This is a genomic window from Salmonella sp. NW38 (assembly GCF_051807745.1).
GTDB lineage: Bacteria > Pseudomonadota > Gammaproteobacteria > Enterobacterales > Enterobacteriaceae > Salmonella > Salmonella enterica.
Genome location: NZ_JAMMTO010000002.1, coordinates 233303 through 255391 on the forward strand (window position 1 = coordinate 233303; position 22089 = coordinate 255391).

At 50.6% G+C, this 22089-nt stretch carries 21 protein-coding genes and 1 other annotated feature; of the genes, 9 read left to right on the forward strand and 12 right to left on the reverse strand.

The annotated features are described in order from the left end of the window. Positions 1-4: 4 nt before the first annotated feature. The 7 genes from NA624_RS04935 to arcA all read right to left on the reverse strand — a co-directional run bounded on the left by NA624_RS04935 (position 5) and on the right by arcA (position 7154). Positions 5-562, reverse strand: a complete 558-nt coding sequence (locus tag NA624_RS04935; protein ID WP_001056991.1) for a fimbrial protein — start codon at positions 560-562, stop codon at positions 5-7. A 17-nt stretch (positions 563-579) separates the two neighbouring features. Next, positions 580-3117 (reverse strand): fimbrial outer membrane usher protein, encoded by a 2538-nt coding sequence (locus NA624_RS04940; protein WP_001160698.1) that lies wholly within the window; start codon positions 3115-3117, stop codon positions 580-582. Between the two features lie 45 nt (positions 3118-3162). Further along, positions 3163-3846, reverse strand: coding sequence for a fimbrial biogenesis chaperone SthA (gene sthA, locus NA624_RS04945; RefSeq protein ID WP_000680523.1), 684 nt, complete (start codon positions 3844-3846; stop codon positions 3163-3165). 70 nt (positions 3847-3916) lie between these two features. Continuing rightward, entirely contained in the window at positions 3917-4462 is a 546-nt protein-coding gene (locus NA624_RS04950) for a fimbrial protein (protein WP_000482239.1), read from the reverse strand. 338 nt (positions 4463-4800) lie between these two features. Beyond that, complete coding sequence (locus tag NA624_RS04955) at positions 4801-5472, reverse strand: winged helix-turn-helix transcriptional regulator (protein WP_000811635.1); 672 nt, start codon at positions 5470-5472, stop codon at positions 4801-4803. Positions 5473-5856: 384 nt separating this feature from the next. Next, entirely contained in the window at positions 5857-6171 is a 315-nt protein-coding gene (locus tag NA624_RS04960; RefSeq protein ID WP_000749515.1) for a hypothetical protein, read from the reverse strand. A gap of 266 nt (positions 6172-6437) precedes the next feature. Then, the gene (gene arcA, locus NA624_RS04965) at positions 6438-7154 is read right to left on the reverse strand and encodes a two-component system response regulator ArcA (RefSeq protein WP_001194359.1); all 717 of its coding nucleotides are present in this window, start codon (positions 7152-7154) and stop codon (positions 6438-6440) included. Positions 7155-7249: 95 nt separating this feature from the next. Here arcA and yjjY point away from each other — a divergent pair, with 95 nt between their 5' ends. From yjjY to thrC, 6 genes are all read left to right on the forward strand, one after another. Further along, positions 7250-7390 (forward strand): protein YjjY, encoded by a 141-nt coding sequence (gene yjjY, locus NA624_RS04970; RefSeq protein WP_001541509.1) that lies wholly within the window; start codon positions 7250-7252, stop codon positions 7388-7390. A gap of 399 nt (positions 7391-7789) precedes the next feature. Beyond that, positions 7790-8476, forward strand: a complete 687-nt coding sequence (locus NA624_RS04975) for a tRNA/rRNA methyltransferase (RefSeq protein WP_001266763.1) — start codon at positions 7790-7792, stop codon at positions 8474-8476. A 213-nt stretch (positions 8477-8689) separates the two neighbouring features. Beyond that, the gene (thrL, locus tag NA624_RS04980) at positions 8690-8755 is read left to right on the forward strand and encodes a thr operon leader peptide (RefSeq protein ID WP_001575544.1); all 66 of its coding nucleotides are present in this window, start codon (positions 8690-8692) and stop codon (positions 8753-8755) included. Further along, positions 8691-8811: a sequence feature (Thr leader region), on the forward strand. Its footprint overlaps the gene before it by 65 nt. 25 nt (positions 8812-8836) lie before the next feature. Beyond that, positions 8837-11299, forward strand: a complete 2463-nt coding sequence (gene thrA / locus NA624_RS04985; RefSeq protein WP_001264678.1) for a bifunctional aspartate kinase/homoserine dehydrogenase I — start codon at positions 8837-8839, stop codon at positions 11297-11299. A gap of 1 nt (position 11300) precedes the next feature. Continuing rightward, positions 11301-12230 (forward strand): homoserine kinase, encoded by a 930-nt coding sequence (thrB, locus tag NA624_RS04990; RefSeq protein WP_000241685.1) that lies wholly within the window; start codon positions 11301-11303, stop codon positions 12228-12230. A gap of 3 nt (positions 12231-12233) precedes the next feature. Then, positions 12234-13520: a threonine synthase gene (thrC, locus tag NA624_RS04995; protein WP_000781092.1), complete on the forward strand. Its 1287-nt coding sequence runs from the start codon at positions 12234-12236 to the stop codon at positions 13518-13520. A gap of 93 nt (positions 13521-13613) precedes the next feature. Here thrC and yaaA read toward each other — a convergent pair whose 3' ends face one another. Beyond that, the gene (gene yaaA, locus NA624_RS05000) at positions 13614-14387 is read right to left on the reverse strand and encodes a peroxide stress protein YaaA (RefSeq protein ID WP_000906174.1); all 774 of its coding nucleotides are present in this window, start codon (positions 14385-14387) and stop codon (positions 13614-13616) included. Positions 14388-14465: 78 nt separating this feature from the next. After that, entirely contained in the window at positions 14466-15896 is a 1431-nt protein-coding gene (locus tag NA624_RS05005; protein WP_001113801.1) for an alanine/glycine:cation symporter family protein, read from the reverse strand. A 268-nt stretch (positions 15897-16164) separates the two neighbouring features. On the opposite strand from NA624_RS05005, the gene tal reads away from it, so the two are divergent. After that, entirely contained in the window at positions 16165-17118 is a 954-nt protein-coding gene (tal, locus tag NA624_RS05010) for a transaldolase (protein ID WP_000130179.1), read from the forward strand. A 110-nt stretch (positions 17119-17228) separates the two neighbouring features. Further along, on the forward strand, positions 17229-17819 hold the full coding sequence (mog, locus tag NA624_RS05015) for a molybdopterin adenylyltransferase (RefSeq protein ID WP_000380373.1): 591 nt from the start codon (positions 17229-17231) through the stop codon (positions 17817-17819). Positions 17820-17875: 56 nt separating this feature from the next. On the opposite strand, the gene satP is transcribed toward mog, so the two are convergent. The 3 genes from satP to NA624_RS05030 all read right to left on the reverse strand — a co-directional run bounded on the left by satP (position 17876) and on the right by NA624_RS05030 (position 19745). Beyond that, positions 17876-18442, reverse strand: a complete 567-nt coding sequence (gene satP / locus NA624_RS05020; protein ID WP_000528525.1) for an acetate uptake transporter — start codon at positions 18440-18442, stop codon at positions 17876-17878. A 149-nt stretch (positions 18443-18591) separates the two neighbouring features. Then, positions 18592-19305: an acidic protein MsyB gene (gene msyB, locus NA624_RS05025; RefSeq protein ID WP_001103477.1), complete on the reverse strand. Its 714-nt coding sequence runs from the start codon at positions 19303-19305 to the stop codon at positions 18592-18594. 35 nt (positions 19306-19340) lie between these two features. Then, the gene (locus NA624_RS05030) at positions 19341-19745 is read right to left on the reverse strand and encodes a DUF2541 family protein (protein WP_001258082.1); all 405 of its coding nucleotides are present in this window, start codon (positions 19743-19745) and stop codon (positions 19341-19343) included. A 348-nt stretch (positions 19746-20093) separates the two neighbouring features. On the opposite strand from NA624_RS05030, the gene dnaK reads away from it, so the two are divergent. Continuing rightward, a complete protein-coding gene (gene dnaK, locus NA624_RS05035) occupies positions 20094-22010 on the forward strand; it encodes a molecular chaperone DnaK (protein ID WP_000516126.1) in 1917 nt (638 codons plus the stop codon). Positions 22011-22089: the final 79 nt, after the last annotated feature.

Sequence of the window (22089 nt, forward strand, 5' to 3'; positions counted from 1 at the left end):
GATGTTATTGCCATGCGATAGTGATCGTCACAACGGACGTGAAATCCCCTGCCGTGACTTTTCCATACGGGGTATACATCCTTGCGGCGACAGGCAAATTGGCTTCATGGGTATTACTGTTGATATCCACCGTGTAAGTGACGTTGTTGGCCAGATTGACCAGACTTTTGCCGTCCAGGTTAAAAAGCTGTAATCCTAAATCCTGCGCCGGATTGGCCGCGCTGTTTGCATAAATTGCAGAAGCATAATTTGGATCGGGATAAGGTACGCCGTTAAATGAAATCGCGGCTTTTGTGGTCGTTGCCGGGCAATTCGTCATTTTTATGGTGAAAGGAATGGTGGCGGTATTGCCACCGGCCACAGCGATATCCGCCCGGGCATATTGCCCAAGAGAGATCGTGTCAGGTACCGTCACGGTACACGGATCGGCATAAATTAATCCCGTAACGTTAATGTCTACGGCATCTGCGGTATTGTATGCCGCGCTGATCGAGGGCGACCATAATGCCAGACCCGTGAACGTTAACAGGGCGGTTAATGCAGCAAATCTGTTCATATTCATCTTTTATCCCACCAGAATCACTGGCATTGCTCGTGTAAGATTTCTACGCCAGAAGCGGAGGGGGAGCTCGGTATACGATAAGAGACCTGACACTGGTCTGCTGCTGTTGGCCCCCACTTCACTAATAACCGCCCTTGTTTTTCCAGTCCGGTTAACCAGGCCTGCCCCGCATCACCAACAAAACTGCTGTGATTGTCTGGTTTTGTTAAAGACGAGACGGTCGCGCCAAAAGGAACAGGCAGATTGTTTATGCGGGTTAATACCATCAATGCCTTGTAACCAATATTGGTTTTATATTCAGCCCTGACCACCGCGCCACGGGTAGGCACCAGCGTTTTACTGGTATCAATGAGCTCAATATTTTTTCTAATGCCCGTCGTATCTAAAGACACTTCATTACGATGGTAAGGCGAAGCATAAGGTACGACGGCATAGCCCCGAAAATCGGTGTCCACGCCCGTTTCGTTATTCACGGGGACACCCGCTGCGCCAGGGGCTTTAACCAATATGATGGTGTCGTCCATTGGCTGGGATAGTGTCAGGCCATTTCGATGTAACAGTACGCCGCCCTGAACGCCATAATTCAGGCGACGCATATGATTATCGTAGCTATATCCGCCGTTAATATCCGCATACGTCCCGTTATAGGTTGCGCTCACATTACCGCTGGTGGCTTTCTCTTGAGAGGAATAACCTTCCTGAACGCTCCATGAGAGATTTTTCTGTGCCAGCGCTGTTCCGTTTAAACCGACAGTATGCGTGGTATCGCCGTCTTTCGCGGAGTTCATATTGTAGGTGGCATACGTTGACGGCATAAAAGCATCTAACGGAATACTAATATTGATTGAAATTTGCTGGTCATTACTGTCTTCCGTATCGTCGTCTTCATCCTGAGAATTATCGGCGTTCAGCGTATAAGAATAGTTAATGCCATAGCTTACGTTATGCCATGTGTTGTTATAGCCAATACCTAATGATGTGGTATGAGTGTCATTCCAGTAATCTTCATTATATAAAGTGAGTGAAATGGAACCGTAGATAATGTCTTGCGACAACGACAGGTCGGTGCGATTACGTACATGATCATAGTGACTATTATCGCTATAGGTATCCAGCACATCCTCAAGAGCGTAGTAATCTTTGGTCGAATAACGGTAACCGGCGACAGTGAAATTGGTGCCTGTTGACTGAATATCTTTGCTGTAACGAATACGCCAGGATTGTCCGGTAAGCGTATCGCTAACCACATCGCCTGCTTTAATTTTTGACCATGAGTTGGTGACGTCTAGAGACAATGCGCCCAGATCGCCAAGGTTTAAGCCTGTCCCGATGAGCGCCGCATGATAAATATCATTGCTCAGCGTACTCTCTATTCCGCCATAGGCGGTTATGCCGCCTGCTAATCCGTATAAGGCCGTCAGTTCTGCGAAATTCTGTTGCGCGGAATGCGAATCTGATGAACGCGTGCGGCCTACCGTCAGGTCGTATTTCAGGTGGCCTTCACGCTGTAATACCGGAACGCTGGCGTAGGGCACAATGAAATGCTGTTCAGAACCATCGGATTCTTTGATGGTGACGTACAGGTCGCCCGAACCGCCGGTTGGATAAAGATCGTTGATGGCGAATGGACCCGCCGGAACGTTAGTTTTGTAGATGGTATAACCGTTTTGTTCAACGGTTACCTGCGCGCTGCTTTTGGCCACCCCGCGAATGACCGGGGCGAACCCTTTCATACTGTCCGGCAACATATCGTCATCAGAAGAGATCTGTACGCCCTTAAATGAAATACTGTCAAAGACGTCCGCGGGCGTGTTATTTTCCCCGGCGATCAGCTGTCCTTTTAAAAATTCGATATCGCGAGAAACATAGGTGTAGGCAGAATCCCAGCTATTTTGCCCATCGCTATCATGATTCCAGGTTGAGTAGTTACGAAAACGCCATGCGCCAATGTTAATACCTGGGCGCAGGTTAGCGTATTCGCTATTTTCCGTCCGGTTTTCATCAATATCGTGATCCTGCGATCCGGTAAAACTGTAATTCAGCAAAAAAGCATTAATGCCTTCATCCCATTCGCTGGTAGGGACGAATTCTCGCGGGTCGGCGATCAACGCGATTTGAGGGATCGCTAAATCCAGCCGGTTACCGATGACATTAAACTTTGCTACAGCACCAGCCAGCAGACTAAGATCGGTACACCCGTTTGGGTCATTTTGAAGCTCGGGGAAGTTTTCTGTTTTTACGCCCCACTGCTTGAGTTGTGCAACGCTAAGACACGGCTGTAGGGAGAGCTTATTATCTGCTGATTTTTTATTTTTAAAGGCAATATTTTTTGTTTCAACACTGGCGTTATTAATATAAATATCAACATTATAGGTGCCTTCTGCCTGCCCCCCCTTTTCGAAAACCGATAGATCGACATTCTCCACGCCCGGTTCATCATTTTCCAACGATAATGGATTAAAATGATCATGCGCTAACGCTGGTTTTATGGAACAGCATATAAAGAGAAACGATAACGCTAATTGAGAACGGGGCTCTACTCTGGAGAATTGCACAGTAAAAGTCCTGAAAGGGTAAAAGTAAAGTGAAGTCGTTAATGGCTAGAATGAACCGGAATGCGGCTCTAAACTCATCCCATAATCGCTGATTAATCGCCACGTTACCGTGCCATGAGGGGCGGCAGTAGAACTCAATTTAAATGACGCCGATGATTTTGGCGGAACGAAGGTCGCTGATTTCACTTCATGGCTGTTAAGCGTCACACTGGCAAAGTTCATATAATAGGGAGTGGGGTTATTTACGGTAATAACATCACCTGCCGTCTGCCATTTTAATTGTTGGCTCTGGCTATCAGGCGTTGATTTTGTTAATGCTGGCGGTCGATATATAAGCTTTATTTGGGTATTAATGGAGATTTCCACGCGGTTCGCGGAGGCATTATCATCAATAGAAGGAATACCCTTAATATTGAGCCAGTACATAGACTCCCGATCTGCAGGTAGGGGGGCGCCAGAGCGAATAACCCGAATACTGTTCTTTTGCCCGGCATCAAGGCGAAAAAGAGGCGGGGTGATAATAAACGCCTGCTTATTTGTGACCTGGGGATCGGCAACCGATAACCATGACTGAACAAGATTCGCTTTGCTGTCTTTATTCTCTACATTGATTGACGACTCATCATTATTGCCGTCGAAAACCAGTCGGGTTCCGCCAACAACAATGCTGGCATGGGCAACATGGCTTGTCAGTAATACGACCAACACGGATTTCTTTATGTGTTTCATTTTTTACTCTGTAAAGATGTTTTACGCTATGGACTGGCATCCTGCCTGTCCATATCAGGATGAGAATGCCTTACTGATACGAAACGGTATACGTAACCTGAGTGCTAACATCTCCACCGGTTACGGTTGCGGAACCATCGTTTGCCATGGCGGCGTAATAGGTAAAGTCTGCTGTCGAGCCGTCGGTTGGCAGGTTTACTGCGGCATCATCCGTGTTATCTGTCACATCGCTATGTGAAGCGTTCTGAATAGAAATACCGACACCCGCGGCGCCCGTTTCCGATCCTTCGTCCGCGTTTTTGAAGTACGTTGGGTTAGAATCATCTGTTGCGCCGTGGAAGCGGAACATGGCCTGGGTTGGTACGCCAGTCCCTGCTTCCGGGCAGCTAACCAGGCTTACGGTAAACGGCACGTAATCGGTTGTGGCGCCTTTTTCCGCGATGCGTTCTTTGCTGTAATTACCTAAATCAATGGTGGTATCCGTGGAGCCATTAACCTGAACCGTACACGCCTGATCGTAAATTTTGCCATTGAACGTAATCGTGTTCTGGGCAAATACCGGTGTGGATGCTACGGCAGTTAACATTGCCAGGATGATAATTTTCTTATTAAACATATTAATTGTTGCCTGATTCTATTCGCTGAAAAATAAAGATAGCTATATAAAATAAAATATTATATTTTACTCTGTATGCGCTTCTTTCTGTTCTGTAGATAAGCAGGCGGCTATTCTACGTATATCAACTATGAACTCAATAAAAATTCTGATGCAATATTGAACGGCAGTCCAGTTTCGGACCCGGTAACAAAGTTTAATAAAATACCACTAAAGAAGTATGGTTGATGACTGGATTTATAGAGCAAGATCTCTTTTTTGATAATAGTTATTATTTCCTGGAGGGTTTATTTAACTCTATATTGCTTTATTTTTAAGAATATACGACGCTTGTCCGTTTAAAATGAAACCGGCAGGTTTCGAAGCTCTAACAGTCTTCCATGCAGTATTTTTATATAGTCCCCTGCTTTTAGTTCTGAAAGTACCTGCATGATACGGCTGCGTGAAAGCCCGGTTCTCTGCTGTATGAAGTTCTGTGCGTTGATCTCAAATCGTGAGCTTTCAGGATACGACCACAGTTCAAGTAACAGCGCTTTTATCTGGCTATAGGCGTCCTGCCCGATAAGGTTTCTGTCACGGTTAGTCATGAAAGCAATGCGGTACATCAGGATGTTCGAAATGTCACGCCAGAGATGCTTTTCATCGGCTATTTCCACAAAATCTTTTACTGGGACAGGATAATATTCACAGGTGGTTTCGGCGATAAAAAAGACGTCTGAATTCTCTTCTAACTGGTATAAGTCAGCATAGGCATCTACAAGGCCTAAAATCATTGGTGAGACACCGCAGCCCATTACAATGCTGTCGATACGCCGACATACTTTAATAGCGCCTTTAGTGATTAACAGGATGTGGGATTGATTATCAATCTTGATATCCAGTGTTTTACCGGCCGTAATAGTGACAGGAGAGATGTTTTGAATAACGTGCCGATGAATATTTAAAATGGCTTGCAGGTTTTTTTCTTTCCCTGTGGGACGATACACATTCCCGCCGTTTAACTGCTTCATATCTTCCCCATTATTATGGCTGATAAAGTGGTTGACTATTAAAAGGTAAAGATAAATTTAATATTCACTTAAAATTATAATTAAGTAAATTAAAATAGCCAACAAGAATATTTAAGTCAATGTATTCACCTTATCAATGCATGAGCGACAACGCTGTTTGTAAGGTTAACCATAGTAAATGTGATGATTTTATTTGCAATCATTTTATGACAGCTATCATAGGTACAGTGCTTAACGAGCGCGTAGAGCGTACAGGATAGCGAAGCGATGAACATCGCTGTTGGAGGATACGAATGAGAGAAAAGTACAAAATGCAGGCGGGCGGCGTTTTACTGAGCGAAATCGCCGCCTGCCGGAACTCCTCCCGGCGGGAGCCATAAGCGGTTAGCGATACTGGACGATCAGGCTTTGAATCTCCGGATGATCTTTTAACGACACGTGCCGTACCGTGGCGATTCCATTCATCAACGAAATAGCGTTTCCAGACGGTGTGGCGACTGTCTGCAAATGGGGGATATTATTCCGCAAACATGATACCTCGATATTGCGATCGTGAGGCGCAAGATTACAACCATATTCGACAATCTGACCTTTGAAATGAATAACGCCTGCGGAGACCGGCGCGGTAGCAGCCAGCGCGGCTGATGAAGCTGACATCGCTGCACAAAACAGGTAGCAGCATAATGGTGATTTTTTCATCCTTTGAAACCTCACGTCCTGTGAGCATCCCCTTATTTTTTGGGGACCAACAAATCCCGTGTATTACTCTTTAATGTTAATACACAAACTACCTTAACTTTCGCAAGCTGAGATAAACAGCGCTATATGACAATTTTTATGTAAAAGAGTACGTCATAACGGCAGGTCAGGAGGGAAAGCGGGGCCGCTTAGGGGAAGGGGAGCATAAGAAACAGCCAGTAAGAATAACTTACCGGCTGTTTTTACAGTTTGGCGCCTGGGCCGAATTAATCCTGCAGGTCGCCGCAGAAGCGATAACCTTCGCCGTGAATGGTGGCGATGATTTCCGGCGTATCCGGCGTGGATTCGAAATGCTTACGAATACGACGAATGGTAACGTCAACAGTACGGTCATGCGGCTTCAGCTCGCGCCCGGTCATTTTCTTCAACAGCTCTGCGCGCGACTGAATTTTGCCAGGGTTTTCGCAGAAGTGAAGCATCGCGCGGAACTCGCTGCGCGGTAGTTTATACTGCTCGCCGTCCGGGCCGATCAGTGAACGACTGTTGATATCCAGTTCCCAACCGTTGAACTTGTAGCTTTCAACGCTACGACGCTCTTCGCTGACGGTACCCAGGTTCATGGTACGGGACAGCAGGTTGCGGGCACGGATGGTCAATTCGCGTGGGTTAAACGGTTTGGTGATGTAATCATCCGCGCCGATTTCGAGGCCGAGAATTTTGTCGACTTCATTATCGCGGCCCGTCAGGAACATCAGCGCAACGTTAGCCTGTTCACGCAGTTCACGCGCTAACAGGAGACCGTTTTTCCCTGGCAGATTGATATCCATGATCACCAGGTTGATGTCATATTCAGAGAGGATCTGATGCATTTCCGCGCCATCTGTCGCTTCGAATACATCATAGCCTTCCGCTTCGAAAATACTTTTCAACGTGTTGCGTGTTACCAACTCGTCTTCAACGATAAGAATGTGCGGGGTCTGCATGTTTGCTACCTAAATTGCCAACTAAATCGAAACAGGAAGTACAAAAGTCCCTGACCTGCCTGATGCATGTCGCAAATTAACATGATCGGCGTAACATGACTAAAGTACGTAATTGCGTTCTTGATGCACTTTCCATCAACGTCAACAACATCATTAGCTTGGTCGTGGGTACTTTCCCTCTGGACCCGACAGTGTCAAAAACGGCTGTCATCCTAACCATTTTAACAGCAACATAACAGGCTAAGACGTACCGGACACCTAATAAAACTACGCTTCGTTGACATATATCAAGTTCAATTGTAGCACGTTAACAGTTTGATGAAATCATCGTAGCTAAATGCTAGCTTTCATCACAAATTTGCAATATTCCAACTAGTTACGTAAGCCAACTAATAAATGCGATGAATCCAAAGAGCAGGATCTATTTTAAATTAAATTATCCTAAATAAACAGCAGGATAACGATGTTCTGTTAACATAAACAGCAATAGTACAGATACGCAATAGTGTAGCGTCTTTTACGAAATCAAAAATGCTTTTTCAGTGATATCCGTTAAAATTTTGTAAATTTGCGAAGCGTAATATGCTTACAAACGCCAGCTAATTTCCTGTAAATTAGTCAAAAAGAGTAATGAAATGCGTGTAACAATCGTTCTTGTCGCTCCCGCCAGAGCGGAAAATATCGGCGCAGCCGCCCGGGCTATGAAGACCATGGGATTTACTGACCTGCGTATTGTCGACAGCCAGGCGCACCTGGAGCCCGCTACCCGTTGGGTCGCACATGGATCTGGAGATATTATTGATAATATTGAGATTTTCCACACCCTTGCCGACGCGCTCCACGATGTGGATTTTACCGTCGCGACGACAGCCCGCAGCCGGGCAAAATTTCATTACTACGCTTCGCCCGCTGAACTGGTTCCCTTATTACAGGAAAAATCACGCTGGATGCGTCATGCCGCGCTGGTTTTTGGCCGTGAGGATTCCGGTTTGACCAATGACGAGCTGGCGCTGGCGGATGTATTGACAGGCGTGCCGATGGCGGCGGATTACCCTTCGCTCAATCTGGGTCAGGCAGTCATGGTGTATTGCTATCAATTAGCAGGTTTAATGCAACAGACCACTGAATCCGTTGATATTGCTGATGAATCGCAGTTACAGGCGTTACGCGCGCGCCTTTTACGTCTGTTAACGACTCTGGAGGCGGCCGATGACCACAAATTAACCGACTGGCTACAACAGCGAATCGGCCTGCTGGGACAGCGAGATACGGTAATGTTGCACCGTTTGGTTCATGATATTGAAAAAAAACTAACAAAATAACGTGCTGTAATTTTTAAAATAATAAGAGATTACGTCTGGTTGCAAGAGATCATAACAGGTGGAATTGGTTGAAAATAAATATATCGCCAGCAGCACATGAACAAGTTTCGGAATGTGATCAATTTAAAAATTTATTGACTTAGGCGGGCAGATACTTTAACCAATATAGGAATACAAGACAGACAAATAAAAATGACAGAGTACACAACATCCATGAACCGCATCAGCACCACCACCATTACCACCATCACCATTACCACAGGTAACGGTGCGGGCTGACGCGTACAGGAAACACAGAAAAAAGCCCGCACCTGAACAGTGCGGGCTTTTTTTTCGACCAGAGATCACGAGGTAACAACCATGCGAGTGTTGAAGTTCGGCGGTACATCAGTGGCAAATGCAGAACGTTTTCTGCGTGTTGCCGATATTCTGGAAAGCAATGCCAGGCAAGGGCAGGTAGCGACCGTACTTTCCGCCCCCGCGAAAATTACCAACCATCTGGTGGCGATGATTGAAAAAACTATCGGCGGCCAGGATGCTTTGCCGAATATCAGCGATGCCGAACGTATTTTTTCTGACCTGCTCGCAGGACTTGCCAGCGCGCAGCCGGGATTCCCGCTTGCACGGTTGAAAATGGTTGTCGAACAAGAATTCGCTCAGATCAAACATGTTCTGCATGGTATCAGCCTGCTGGGTCAGTGCCCGGATAGCATCAACGCCGCGCTGATTTGCCGTGGCGAAAAAATGTCGATCGCGATTATGGCGGGACTCCTGGAGGCGCGTGGACATCGCGTCACGGTGATTGATCCGGTAGAAAAATTGCTGGCGGTGGGCCATTACCTTGAATCTACCGTCGATATCGCGGAATCGACTCGCCGTATCGCCGCCAGCCAGATCCCAGCCGATCACATGATCCTGATGGCGGGCTTTACCGCCGGTAATGAAAAGGGTGAACTGGTGGTGCTGGGCCGTAATGGTTCCGACTATTCCGCCGCCGTGCTGGCCGCCTGTTTACGCGCTGACTGCTGTGAAATCTGGACTGACGTCGATGGCGTGTATACCTGTGACCCACGTCAGGTGCCGGACGCCAGGCTGCTGAAATCGATGTCCTACCAGGAAGCGATGGAACTCTCTTACTTCGGCGCCAAAGTCCTTCACCCTCGCACCATTACGCCTATCGCCCAGTTCCAGATCCCCTGTCTGATTAAAAATACCGGCAATCCGCAGGCGCCAGGAACGCTGATCGGCGCATCCAGCGACGATGATAATCTGCCGGTTAAAGGGATCTCTAACCTTAACAACATGGCGATGTTTAGCGTCTCCGGCCCGGGAATGAAAGGGATGATTGGGATGGCGGCGCGTGTTTTCGCCGCCATGTCTCGCGCCGGGATCTCGGTGGTGCTCATTACCCAGTCCTCCTCTGAGTACAGCATCAGCTTCTGTGTGCCGCAGAGTGACTGCGCGCGTGCCCGACGTGCGATGCAGGATGAGTTCTATCTGGAGCTGAAAGAGGGGCTGCTGGAGCCGCTGGCGGTTACTGAGCGGTTGGCGATTATCTCTGTTGTCGGCGACGGTATGCGCACGCTACGCGGCATTTCAGCGAAATTCTTCGCCGCGCTGGCGCGGGCTAATATCAATATCGTGGCGATCGCTCAGGGATCTTCTGAGCGTTCCATTTCTGTGGTGGTGAATAACGACGATGCCACCACCGGCGTGCGGGTAACGCACCAGATGCTGTTCAATACCGATCAGGTGATTGAAGTGTTTGTCATTGGCGTCGGCGGCGTCGGCGGCGCGCTACTGGAACAGCTTAAACGTCAGCAAACCTGGCTGAAGAACAAGCACATCGATTTACGCGTGTGCGGCGTGGCGAACTCAAAGGCGTTGCTAACCAATGTGCATGGCCTGAATCTGGACAACTGGCAGGCGGAACTGGCGCAAGCGAACGCGCCGTTCAATCTGGGACGCTTAATTCGCCTGGTGAAAGAATATCATCTACTCAATCCGGTGATTGTTGATTGTACCTCCAGTCAGGCGGTGGCCGACCAGTATGCCGACTTCCTGCGTGAAGGGTTCCATGTGGTGACGCCGAACAAGAAAGCGAACACCTCGTCGATGGACTACTACCATCAGCTACGTTTCGCCGCCGCGCAATCACGGCGCAAATTCTTGTATGACACCAACGTCGGCGCCGGTTTGCCGGTAATCGAAAACCTGCAAAACCTGCTGAATGCGGGTGATGAACTGCAAAAATTTTCCGGCATTCTTTCCGGGTCGCTCTCTTTTATTTTCGGTAAACTGGAAGAGGGGATGAGTCTCTCACAGGCGACCGCGCTGGCGCGCGAGATGGGCTATACCGAACCCGATCCGCGCGACGATCTTTCCGGTATGGATGTGGCGCGTAAACTGTTGATCCTTGCCCGCGAGACGGGTCGCGAGCTGGAGCTTTCCGATATCGTGATTGAACCGGTGTTGCCGGACGAGTTTGACGCCTCCGGCGATGTGACCACCTTTATGGCGCATCTGCCGCAGCTTGACGATGCGTTTGCCGCCCGTGTGGCAAAAGCTCGTGATGAAGGTAAGGTATTGCGCTATGTGGGCAATATCGAAGAGGATGGCGTGTGCCGCGTGAAGATTGCCGAAGTTGATGGTAACGATCCGCTCTTCAAAGTGAAAAACGGTGAAAACGCACTGGCGTTCTACAGCCACTATTATCAGCCCTTGCCGTTGGTGCTGCGCGGCTACGGCGCAGGCAATGATGTGACGGCGGCGGGCGTGTTTGCCGATCTGTTACGGACCCTCTCATGGAAGTTAGGAGTTTAACATGGTGAAAGTGTATGCCCCGGCTTCCAGCGCGAACATGAGCGTCGGTTTCGACGTGTTGGGCGCGGCCGTCACACCCGTTGACGGCACGTTGCTGGGCGATGTGGTATCCGTTGAAGCAGCGGACCATTTCCGTCTGCATAACCTGGGGCGATTTGCCGATAAACTGCCGCCGGAGCCGCGTGAAAATATTGTTTATCAGTGCTGGGAACGTTTTTGCCAGGCATTGGGGAAAACCATCCCGGTGGCGATGACGCTGGAAAAAAATATGCCGATTGGTTCCGGGTTAGGGTCCAGCGCCTGTTCCGTCGTTGCTGCGCTGGTCGCGATGAATGAGCACTGCGGCAAACCGTTAAACGACACGCGTCTGTTGGCGCTGATGGGCGAGCTGGAAGGCCGTATCTCCGGCAGCATCCATTACGATAACGTCGCGCCGTGCTTTCTTGGCGGTATGCAGCTGATGATTGAAGAAAACGGCATTATTAGTCAGCAGGTGCCGGGCTTTGATGAGTGGCTATGGGTACTGGCTTATCCGGGCATTAAAGTTTCCACCGCAGAAGCACGGGCCATTTTGCCTGCGCAGTATCGCCGTCAGGATTGCATTGCGCATGGACGGCATCTGGCCGGTTTTATTCACGCCTGTTACTCGCGGCAGCCGCAGCTTGCCGCCGCGCTGATGAAAGATGTTATTGCCGAACCATACCGCGCGCGTTTACTGCCGGGCTTTAGCCAGGCGCGGCAGGCGGTATCGGAGATCGGCGCGCTGGCGAGCGGGATTTCCGGGTCGGGGCCGACGCTGTTTGCGCTATGCGATAAACCGGAGACGGCGCAGCGCGTCGCGGACTGGCTGAGCAAACATTATCTGCAAAATCAGGAAGGCTTCGTTCATATTTGCCGGCTGGATACGGCGGGCGCACGAGTAGTGGGATAATCAATGAAACTCTATAATCTGAAAGACCATAATGAGCAGGTCAGCTTTGCGCAGGCCGTCACGCAAGGACTGGGCAAACAGCAGGGACTTTTTTTTCCGCACGATCTGCCGGAGTTTAGCCTGACGGAAATTGATGAGATGTTCAACCAGGACTTTGTCAGCCGTAGCGCAAAGATCCTCTCGGCATTTATTGGCGATGAAATACCGCAGCAAATTCTGGAAGAGCGCGTCCGCGCGGCGTTTGCGTTCCCGGCGCCGGTAGCGCAGGTAGAAAGCGATGTCGGTTGCCTGGAGCTATTCCATGGTCCGACGCTGGCCTTTAAAGACTTCGGCGGGCGTTTTATGGCGCAAATGCTGACGCATATCAGCGGCGACAAACCGGTGACGATTCTGACCGCAACGTCAGGCGATACCGGCGCGGCGGTGGCTCACGCGTTCTATGGCCTGGAAAATGTGCGGGTCGTCATTCTCTACCCGCGCGGTAAGATCAGTCCGTTGCAGGAAAAACTGTTCTGTACGCTGGGCGGCAACATTGAAACCGTGGCGATCGACGGCGATTTCGACGCTTGCCAGGCGCTGGTGAAACAGGCATTTGATGACGAAGAACTGAAAACGGCGCTGGGGCTGAATTCGGCTAATTCGATTAATATCAGCCGCCTGTTGGCGCAAATTTGCTACTACTTTGAAGCCGTGGCGCAACTGCCGCAGGGGGCGCGTAACCAACTGGTGATCTCCGTACCCAGCGGCAACTTTGGCGATTTGACGGCAGGACTGCTGGCGAAGTCGTTAGGCCTACCGGTGAAACGTTTTATCGCCGCCACCAACGTCAACGACACGGTGCCGCGTTTTCTGCATGACGGGAAGTGGGCGCCGAAAGCGACGCAGGCGACCCTCTCGAATGCGATGGATGTCAGCCAGCCGAATAACTGGCCGCGTGTGGAGGAGCTATTCCGCCGTAAAATCTGGCGCCTGACTGAGCTGGGCTATGCGGCGGTGGATGACACTACGACACAGCAGACGATGCGCGAGCTGAAAGCGAAAGGTTATATCTCGGAACCTCATGCGGCGGTGGCGTATCGGGCATTACGCGACCAGTTAAACCCTGGCGAGTATGGCTTGTTTCTCGGAACGGCGCATCCGGCGAAGTTTAAAGAAAGCGTGGAGTCCATTCTGGGAGAAACGCTGGCATTGCCTGAAGCGCTCGCCGAACGCGCCGATCTGCCGCTGCTTTCACATCATCTGCCTGCGGATTTTGCCGCCCTGCGTAAGCTGATGATGACCCGCCAGTAACCATTGCGCCCGGTGGCGCTGTCGCTTACCGGGCCTATGGGGTGGTGTCGATTTGTAGGCCGGATAAGGCGTAACCGCCATCCGGCGATGCCGTTACTGCTCGTAGCGTTTAAAGACCAGCTCGTCTTTTGTGGAGGTTTCTTCATCAAAGAAATACCCTTCACGGTCAAACGCGGTAAGCTGTTCCGGCTTCGTTAAGCGGTTTTCAATAATAAAACGGCTCATCAGTCCGCGCGCTTTTTTGGCGTAGAAGCTTACCACCTTAAACTTGCCGTTTTTCTCATCAAGGAACACGGGCTTAATCAGTTCGGCATTCAGTTTCTTCGGCTTCACCGATTTAAAATATTCCTCGGAGGCCAGATTCACCACCACCCGATCGCCCTGCGCCTCAAGCGCTTCGTTGAGCTTATCGGTAATGATATCGCCCCAGAATTGATAAAGATCTTTGCCGCGCGGATTCTCCAGGCGAATCCCCATCTCCAGACGATAAGGCTGCATTAAATCCAGCGGGCGCAATACGCCATACAAGCCAGAGAGCATACGCAGATGTTGTTGAGCAAAATCAAAATCCGCGTCGTTGAACGTTTCCGCCTGTAGGCCGGTATAAACATCGCCTTTGAACGCCAGAATCGCCTGGCGTGCATTATCCGGCGTAAAATGAGGCTGCCAGTCATGAAAACGCGTGGCGTTGAGATCCGCCAGTTTGTCGCTAATTCCCATCAGCCTGGAAATTTGCGGCGCCGAAAGCTGGCGGGCCTGTTGAATAAGCTGCTGGCTGTGATCCAACAGCTCCGGCTGGGTATAGCGGGTCGTGGCCAGCGGGCTTTGATAATCAAGCGTTTTTGCAGGTGAAATCAGAATCAGCATATCCAGTCCTTGCAGGGAATTTTCTGCGACTTTAGCAAAAAAACGCCGCAGAGTTGACCGATGGTTGCGATTGTCGGCTTAATCGCGCGATGCCGCATCCCAGGTATCTGGCGCCAGTTGTGGTTCGATATCCGGGAAGCGCCGCGGATCGAACTGCGGTCTTACGCCCAGTTTCCGTTGTCGCAGATAATCGCTGGCGAGGGTATACACCACCGGTGAGAGCAACAAAATCGCCGTCAGATTGGTAATGGCCATACAGGCCATGATCATGTCAGCGAGCTGCCATATCAGCGGAAAACTGATAAGCGTACCGGCGATAACCATGCCAAGCGTCGCAAGGCGTAATAGCCAGATGGCCTTTGCGTTATGTAACCGCAGAAAAAACAGATTGTTTTCAGCGTAAATATAGTTGGCGACGATAGAACTGAACGCGAACAGAATGACGATAAGCGCGACAAAACTGGCGCCCCATTCACCGGTCAACGAAACCATTGCATGTTGGAGAAGCTGAATGCCTTCTGTTGACGAGTGGGACGCGTGATTCCCCGCCAGCAGGATAATCATCGCGCTGGCGGTACAGATGATAATGGTGTCGCTGAATACGCCAATCATTTGCACAATCCCCTGCGCGACAGGGTGAGGGGGATACGACGTTGCCGCTGCGGCCGCATTAGGCGTTGACCCCATACCCGCTTCATTAGAGAACATCCCACGCTGAAAACCGCTGGTAATAGCCTGAGTGAGCGTATATCCGGCTGCGCCTGCCGCGGCTTCCTGCCAGCCAAATGCGCTTTTGACTATCGAGGCGATAACGCCAGGCATTTGCTCAATATGCCAGAAGCAAATGAATACGCTGCCGGCGACCCACAATAACGCGATGAGGGGAATCAGCCATTGCATCAGGCGGGCGACGCCTTTTATGCCGCGAATGATAATTAACAGGGCACAGAACGCCAGAGCAATGCCGGAGATAAGTGGCGGAATGTTGAAGGCGAAATGGAGCGCGCGTGAGACGGCATTCGCCTGCACGCTATTAAAAATCAACCCGTAGGCGACGAGCAGAAAGAGGGCGAAAACCACGCCCATCCAGCGCATTCCCAGCCCGCGCGCCATATACCACGCCGGGCCGCCGCGGAACTGGCCTGTCGGGTCACGTTCTTTATAAAGCTGGGCAAGCGAACACTCGGCGAAGGAGGTCGCCATGCCAATGATGGCCGAGACCCACATCCAGAATACCGCGCCGGGACCGCCTGCGGCGATAGCCAGCGCCACGCCGGCCAGATTACCGCTGCCAATCCGCGCCGCGAGGCTGGTACACAGCGCCTGAAATGACGTCAGGCCGCCTGGCTGCGGGCTAAGGCTGCCTTTCAGACTGCGGCCAAATTGGCGAATATAACGAAACTGAATGAATCCGGTACGCCAGGTAAACCAACATCCTGCGCCGAGCAGCAGGTAAATCATTACCGAGCCCCAGAGTATTTCGTTAATAAAACTGAAAAACTCAGGCATTAACGTCCCTCTTGTTGATGCCGGCACGCTTTGATAATCCTGTATAAGCGTGACCCATGATGTAGATGACCTTGTCAGACTAATATTAACGGCAGTTTACCATAAATACGGCGGTATCCTTTAATTGCGCATCAACCGTCGGCAGATACGCAAACAGTGCACAAGGGCAGCCAGGTGCATGTAGGCGGTTGCGCTGTGAGTGCGTCGTGTTATCATCAGGGTAGACCGGTTACATCCCCTAACAAGCTGTTTAAAGAGAAACTCTATCATGACGGACAAATTGACCTCCCTTCGTCAGTTCACCACCGTAGTGGCTGATACCGGAGATATCGCGGCAATGAAGCTGTACCAGCCGCAGGATGCTACAACTAACCCTTCTCTCATTCTTAACGCAGCGCAAATCCCGGAATATCGTAAGCTGATTGACGATGCTGTCGCCTGGGCGAAACAGCAGAGCAGCAACCGCGCGCAGCAGGTTGTTGACGCGACCGATAAGCTGGCGGTGAATATTGGCCTGGAAATCCTAAAGCTGGTGCCGGGGCGTATTTCTACCGAAGTTGACGCGCGTCTGTCTTATGACACTGAAGCGTCTATCGCCAAAGCAAAACGTATCATTAAACTCTACAATGATGCGGGTATCAGCAACGATCGTATCCTGATCAAGCTGGCGTCCACCTGGCAGGGCATTCGCGCAGCCGAACAGCTGGAAAAAGAAGGCATCAACTGTAACCTGACGCTGCTGTTCTCCTTCGCGCAGGCGCGTGCGTGCGCCGAAGCGGGCGTCTACCTGATCTCGCCGTTCGTAGGTCGTATTCTTGACTGGTATAAAGCCAATACCGACAAGAAAGACTATGCGCCAGCTGAAGATCCGGGCGTGGTTTCCGTAACGGAAATCTACGAGTACTACAAACAGCATGGTTACGAAACCGTCGTTATGGGCGCAAGCTTCCGTAACGTAGGCGAAATTCTGGAGCTGGCGGGCTGCGACCGTCTGACTATCGCGCCGGCATTGCTGAAAGAACTGGCGGAAAGCGAAGGGGCGATTGAGCGTAAGCTCTCTTTCTCCGGCGAAGTCAAAGCGCGTCCGGAACGCATTACCGAAGCCGAGTTCCTGTGGCAGCATCACCAGGATCCGATGGCGGTTGACAAACTGGCGGATGGTATCCGTAAGTTTGCGGTAGACCAGGAAAAACTGGAAAAAATGATCGGCGATCTGCTGTAATCATTAACGCGTGGCCCTGATATGGGTCACGCTACCTCTTCTGAAACCTGTCTGTCCTTCCCTTCGCAGTGTATCATTCTGTTTAACGAGACTGTTTTAACGGAATAATTATGGATACCTTACGTATTGGCTTAGTTTCTATCTCCGACCGCGCTTCAAGCGGCGTTTACCAGGATAAAGGCATTCCTGCGCTTGAGGAGTGGCTCGCTTCTGCACTGACCACGCCTTTCGAGGTCCAACGGCGCTTAATTCCTGATGAACAGGAAATTATCGAGCAAACGTTGTGTGAACTGGTCGATGAGATGAGCTGTCATCTGGTGCTGACCACTGGCGGTACCGGTCCGGCACGTCGCGACGTCACGCCGGACGCGACCCTTGCCATCGCTGACCGTGAAATGCCAGGTTTTGGCGAGCAGATGCGCCAGATCAGCCTGCGCTTTGTGCCGACAGCCATTCTTTCCCGCCAGGTGGGCGTTATCCGTAAACAGGCGTTAATTCTTAATCTGCCTGGACAGCCAAAATCGATCAAAGAAACGCTGGAAGGCGTAAAAGCGGACGATGGCAGCGTTAGCGTGCCGGGCATTTTTGCGAGCGTGCCGTATTGCATACAGTTGCTTGACGGGCCGTATGTCGAAACCGCGCCGGAAGTGGTTGCCGCTTTCCGTCCGAAGAGCGCCAGACGTGAGAATATGTCATCCTGACCGGAAGATACTGATAGTAGGGTTATTCCTCCCGGTGCGGGAGGAATAAAAGAGATTTAGTGCGCTTCGCCGATTGGCAGAATAGTGCGGCCAAATTGCTCGTTTAGCACTTCACCCATCGCCAGATAAATAGCGCTGGCGCCGCAAACCAGACCAACCCAGCCTGCGATATGGATAATTGCTTCGTTACCGGTGATATTGCCGACCGCCAGCAGAGCGAACAGTACGGTCAGGCTCAGGAAAACAAATTGCAGCGCGCGGGCGGCTTTCAGCGTACCAAAGAACATAAACAGCGTGAACACGCCCCACAGACCTAAATAAGCGCCGAGTAGCTGAGCGTCAGGCGCATCCGTCAGGCCCATTTTCGGCATCAGCAGGATAGCGACCAGCGTCAGCCAGAACGAACCGTAAGAGGTAAAGGCCGTTAAACCAAAGGTATTGCCTTTTTTGTACTCCAGCAGACCGGCAAAAATTTGCGCGATACCGCCGTAGAAAATCCCCATCGCCAGAATAATACCGTCCAGGGCGAAAAAACCGGCATTGTGCAGGTTAAGCAGAATGGTGGTCATGCCGAAGCCCATCAGGCCCAGCGGTGCCGGATTAGCCAACTTAGTGTTGCCCATAATTCCTCAAAATCATCATAATTGAATGGTGAAATAGTTTCCCAAAATAACGAGTTCCGTATTCGGGGCGCGGCATAATAATCAGGGGGAAGAGGACTGTCTATGATCTAATAAGGGAGAAAAGAAAATATTTCCCCCTGTGAGGGCATTCACGCCTGAACGGCTGCCATCATTCGTCGCAGGCAGGCTATTTGCAACACCGCCGGAATAGTCACGCGATACGCGCTGCCGCTCATCGCTTTGACGCCGTTTAACGCCGCGCCGACCGGGCCGCCAAGACCTGCGCCGCGCAGTAATCCGTGACCCAGGATGCTCATTGCGGCATGGGTACGCAAAATGCGGGTAAGCTGGGTGGAGAGCAGGTGGGAGACCCCTTTTGCCAGACTGCGATCTTTCATGAGCAGCGGCAGCAGTTCTTCCAGTTCAGAAACTTTGGCGTCTACGGCTTGCAGAAATTCCTGCTTATGCGCCGCGTCCATCTTCTGCCAGGTATGACGTAAAAAATGCTCCAGCAGTTGCTGTTCTATTTCAAACGTCGACATGCTTTTATCTGCTTTGAGTTTTAGCCGTTTTGCGACATCCAGCAGAATCGCGCGGTACTGTTTTCCGTGTCCGCGCAATTTGTTGGCGATACTGTCGCCGCCGTAATGCTGAAACTCGCCGGCAATGAGCTGCCAGTTACGGCGGTGTTGCTCCGGGTGACCTTCCATCGCTTTGAACAGCTCGTTATGACTAAGGACGCTCGACAAGCGAGCTTTGCCCTTTTCGTTATGCGTCAGCAAACGGGCGAAATCGGCGAGTTGTTCTTCGCTACAATGCTGAAGAAAGTCTAAATCCTCGTCGTGTAAATAGGTGACGTTCATTTTCAGTCTGGCTTTTGGAATAGAAATAACAGCGATTAATCGTCGCCAATGACTTTAAGTCTCGCCATATCGGAAGAATTTACCGTATGACCTGAGAAGGTAATCTTTGATACGCAGCGTTTGTTGTCGTTATCGCTATTAATATTGATCCAGCCCGTCGTCTGGCCCTCTTTGATTGAGGAAGGGACGTTCAGGTTTTGGCTGGCGCTACGCGCAGTTTTAAAATAGACGGATGCGCCGCTAAGTTCGATGTCGCCGTGATCCGCCGTGAGTTGAATGCGCTTCACGATGCGGCAGACGGGAATTTTCAGCGCGAGATCGTTCGTTTCATTTCTGGGCATGGCAATAACACCCAGTATTTTATGGTCGTTCGCGTGCGCGACGCTACTTAACGCCAGGCCGAAAAGCAGGCCGGCGGAAATCGTTAACACAGATCGCATGGAATTTCTCTTTGACGGGTTCAATAAGCAATTACCGTCTATCATACTCTGCTCATGGCAACGATTCAGTTTTGTAATCTTTTCTTTTTATTACAATTTTTCCGTGAATGGTATTCGTTGTTTAATTTATTTCATGAATATTTATCTGTCTGGTTTTCCATCGCGCCCTCTCGTCACTAAAAAATTTTTTCATCTCCCCCTTGATGACGTGGGTTACGACCCCATCTTGTAGTCAACCGCAGTGGTGAGTCTGAAAAAAAACGATTCAGGGTAGTTGAAACCGCACGTTTCGCCCTTATTACAGATTCACAACCACATGATGACCGAATTTTTAGTGGAGACGTTTAGATGGGTAAAATTATTGGTATCGACCTGGGTACTACCAACTCTTGTGTAGCGATTATGGATGGAACGCAGGCACGCGTGCTGGAGAACGCCGAGGGCGATCGCACTACGCCTTCTATCATTGCTTATACCCAGGATGGTGAAACTCTGGTTGGTCAGCCGGCTAAACGTCAGGCAGTGACAAACCCGCAAAACACCCTGTTTGCGATTAAACGCCTGATTGGCCGCCGCTTCCAGGACGAAGAAGTTCAACGTGACGTTTCTATCATGCCGTACAAAATCATCGGCGCTGACAACGGCGACGCATGGCTTGATGTGAAAGGTCAGAAAATGGCGCCGCCGCAGATTTCTGCCGAAGTGCTGAAGAAAATGAAGAAAACGGCTGAAGATTATCTGGGCGAACCGGTAACTGAAGCGGTTATCACCGTACCGGCTTACTTTAACGATGCGCAGCGTCAGGCTACCAAAGATGCTGGTCGTATCGCGGGGCTGGAAGTTAAACGTATCATCAACGAACCGACTGCCGCAGCGCTGGCTTACGGTCTGGATAAAGAAGTCGGCAACCGTACTATCGCGGTTTACGACCTCGGTGGTGGTACTTTCGATATCTCTATTATCGAAATCGACGAAGTTGATGGCGAAAAAACCTTTGAAGTTCTGGCAACCAACGGTGATACCCACCTGGGTGGTGAAGACTTCGATACCCGCCTGATCAACTACCTCGTTGACGAGTTTAAGAAAGATCAGGGCATTGACCTGCGTAACGATCCGCTGGCAATGCAGCGCCTGAAAGAAGCCGCAGAAAAAGCCAAAATCGAGCTGTCTTCTGCGCAGCAGACCGACGTGAACCTGCCGTACATTACCGCAGATGCCACCGGTCCGAAACACATGAACATCAAAGTGACTCGTGCGAAACTGGAAAGCCTGGTTGAAGATCTGGTGAACCGTTCTATCGAGCCGCTGAAAGTCGCACTGCAGGACGCTGGCCTGTCCGTGTCTGATATCAACGACGTGATCCTCGTTGGCGGCCAGACTCGTATGCCAATGGTGCAGAAAAAAGTGGCTGAGTTCTTTGGTAAAGAGCCGCGTAAAGACGTTAACCCGGACGAAGCTGTGGCTATCGGCGCAGCGGTTCAGGGCGGCGTTCTGACCGGCGACGTGAAAGACGTACTGCTGCTGGACGTTACCCCGCTGTCTCTGGGTATCGAAACGATGGGTGGCGTGATGACTCCGCTTATCACCAAAAACACCACCATCCCGACCAAGCACAGCCAGGTGTTCTCTACTGCGGAAGACAACCAGTCTGCGGTAACCATCCATGTGCTGCAGGGTGAGCGTAAACGTGCGTCTGATAACAAATCTCTGGGTCAGTTCAACCTGGATGGTATCAACCCGGCGCCGCGCGGTATGCCGCAGATCGAAGTTACCTTCGATATCGATGCTGACGGTATCCTGCACGTCTCCGCGAAAGATAAAAATAGCGGTAAAGAGCAGAAGATCACCATCAAGGCATCTTCTGGTCTGAACGAGGAAGAAATTCAGAAAATGGTTCGCGATGCAGAAGCGAACGCTGAATCCGACCGTAAGTTCGAAGAGCTGGTTCAGACCCGTAACCAGGGCGACCATCTGCTGCACAGCACCCGTAAGCAGGTTGAAGAAGCAGGCGATAAACTGCCGGCTGATGACAAAACCGCTATCGAGTCTGCCCTGAGCGCGCTGGAAACTGCCCTGAAAGGCGAAGATAAAGCCGCTATCGAAGCGAAAATGCAGGAACTGGCGCAGGTTTCCCAGAAACTGATGGAAATCGCTCAGCAGCAACATGCGCAGCAGCAGGCTGGCTCCGCTGACGCTTCTGCAAACAACGCGAAAGATGACGACGTTGTCGACGCTGAGTTTGAAGAAGTAAAAGATAAAAAATAATCGCCCTTTGAACGGGTAATTACTGGCACGGGCGAAGAGGTTTCCTCTCCGCCCGTGTATGCATGTTAAGGGCAGATAA

Excerpts from the sequence above, each read along its gene's own strand:
- NA624_RS04935 (WP_001056991.1), bottom strand. The coding sequence starts at position 562 with ATGAATATGAACAGATTTGCTGCATTAACCGCCCTGTTAACGTTCACG.
- sthA (WP_000680523.1), bottom strand. The coding sequence starts at position 3,846 with ATGAAACACATAAAGAAATCCGTGTTGGTCGTATTACTGACAAGCCAT.
- NA624_RS04950 (WP_000482239.1), bottom strand. The coding sequence starts at position 4,462 with ATGTTTAATAAGAAAATTATCATCCTGGCAATGTTAACTGCCGTAGCA.
- NA624_RS04955 (WP_000811635.1), bottom strand. The coding sequence starts at position 5,472 with ATGAAGCAGTTAAACGGCGGGAATGTGTATCGTCCCACAGGGAAAGAA.
- NA624_RS04960 (WP_000749515.1), bottom strand. The coding sequence starts at position 6,171 with ATGAAAAAATCACCATTATGCTGCTACCTGTTTTGTGCAGCGATGTCA.
- arcA (WP_001194359.1), bottom strand. The coding sequence starts at position 7,154 with ATGCAGACCCCGCACATTCTTATCGTTGAAGACGAGTTGGTAACACGC.
- yjjY (WP_001541509.1), top strand. The coding sequence starts at position 7,250 with ATGACTAAAGTACGTAATTGCGTTCTTGATGCACTTTCCATCAACGTC.
- NA624_RS04975 (WP_001266763.1), top strand. The coding sequence starts at position 7,790 with ATGCGTGTAACAATCGTTCTTGTCGCTCCCGCCAGAGCGGAAAATATC.
- thrA (WP_001264678.1), top strand. The coding sequence starts at position 8,837 with ATGCGAGTGTTGAAGTTCGGCGGTACATCAGTGGCAAATGCAGAACGT.
- thrB (WP_000241685.1), top strand. The coding sequence starts at position 11,301 with ATGGTGAAAGTGTATGCCCCGGCTTCCAGCGCGAACATGAGCGTCGGT.
- thrC (WP_000781092.1), top strand. The coding sequence starts at position 12,234 with ATGAAACTCTATAATCTGAAAGACCATAATGAGCAGGTCAGCTTTGCG.
- yaaA (WP_000906174.1), bottom strand. The coding sequence starts at position 14,387 with ATGCTGATTCTGATTTCACCTGCAAAAACGCTTGATTATCAAAGCCCG.
- NA624_RS05005 (WP_001113801.1), bottom strand. The coding sequence starts at position 15,896 with ATGCCTGAGTTTTTCAGTTTTATTAACGAAATACTCTGGGGCTCGGTA.
- tal (WP_000130179.1), top strand. The coding sequence starts at position 16,165 with ATGACGGACAAATTGACCTCCCTTCGTCAGTTCACCACCGTAGTGGCT.
- mog (WP_000380373.1), top strand. The coding sequence starts at position 17,229 with ATGGATACCTTACGTATTGGCTTAGTTTCTATCTCCGACCGCGCTTCA.
- satP (WP_000528525.1), bottom strand. The coding sequence starts at position 18,442 with ATGGGCAACACTAAGTTGGCTAATCCGGCACCGCTGGGCCTGATGGGC.
- msyB (WP_001103477.1), bottom strand. The coding sequence starts at position 19,305 with ATGAACGTCACCTATTTACACGACGAGGATTTAGACTTTCTTCAGCAT.
- NA624_RS05030 (WP_001258082.1), bottom strand. The coding sequence starts at position 19,745 with ATGCGATCTGTGTTAACGATTTCCGCCGGCCTGCTTTTCGGCCTGGCG.
- dnaK (WP_000516126.1), top strand. The coding sequence starts at position 20,094 with ATGGGTAAAATTATTGGTATCGACCTGGGTACTACCAACTCTTGTGTA.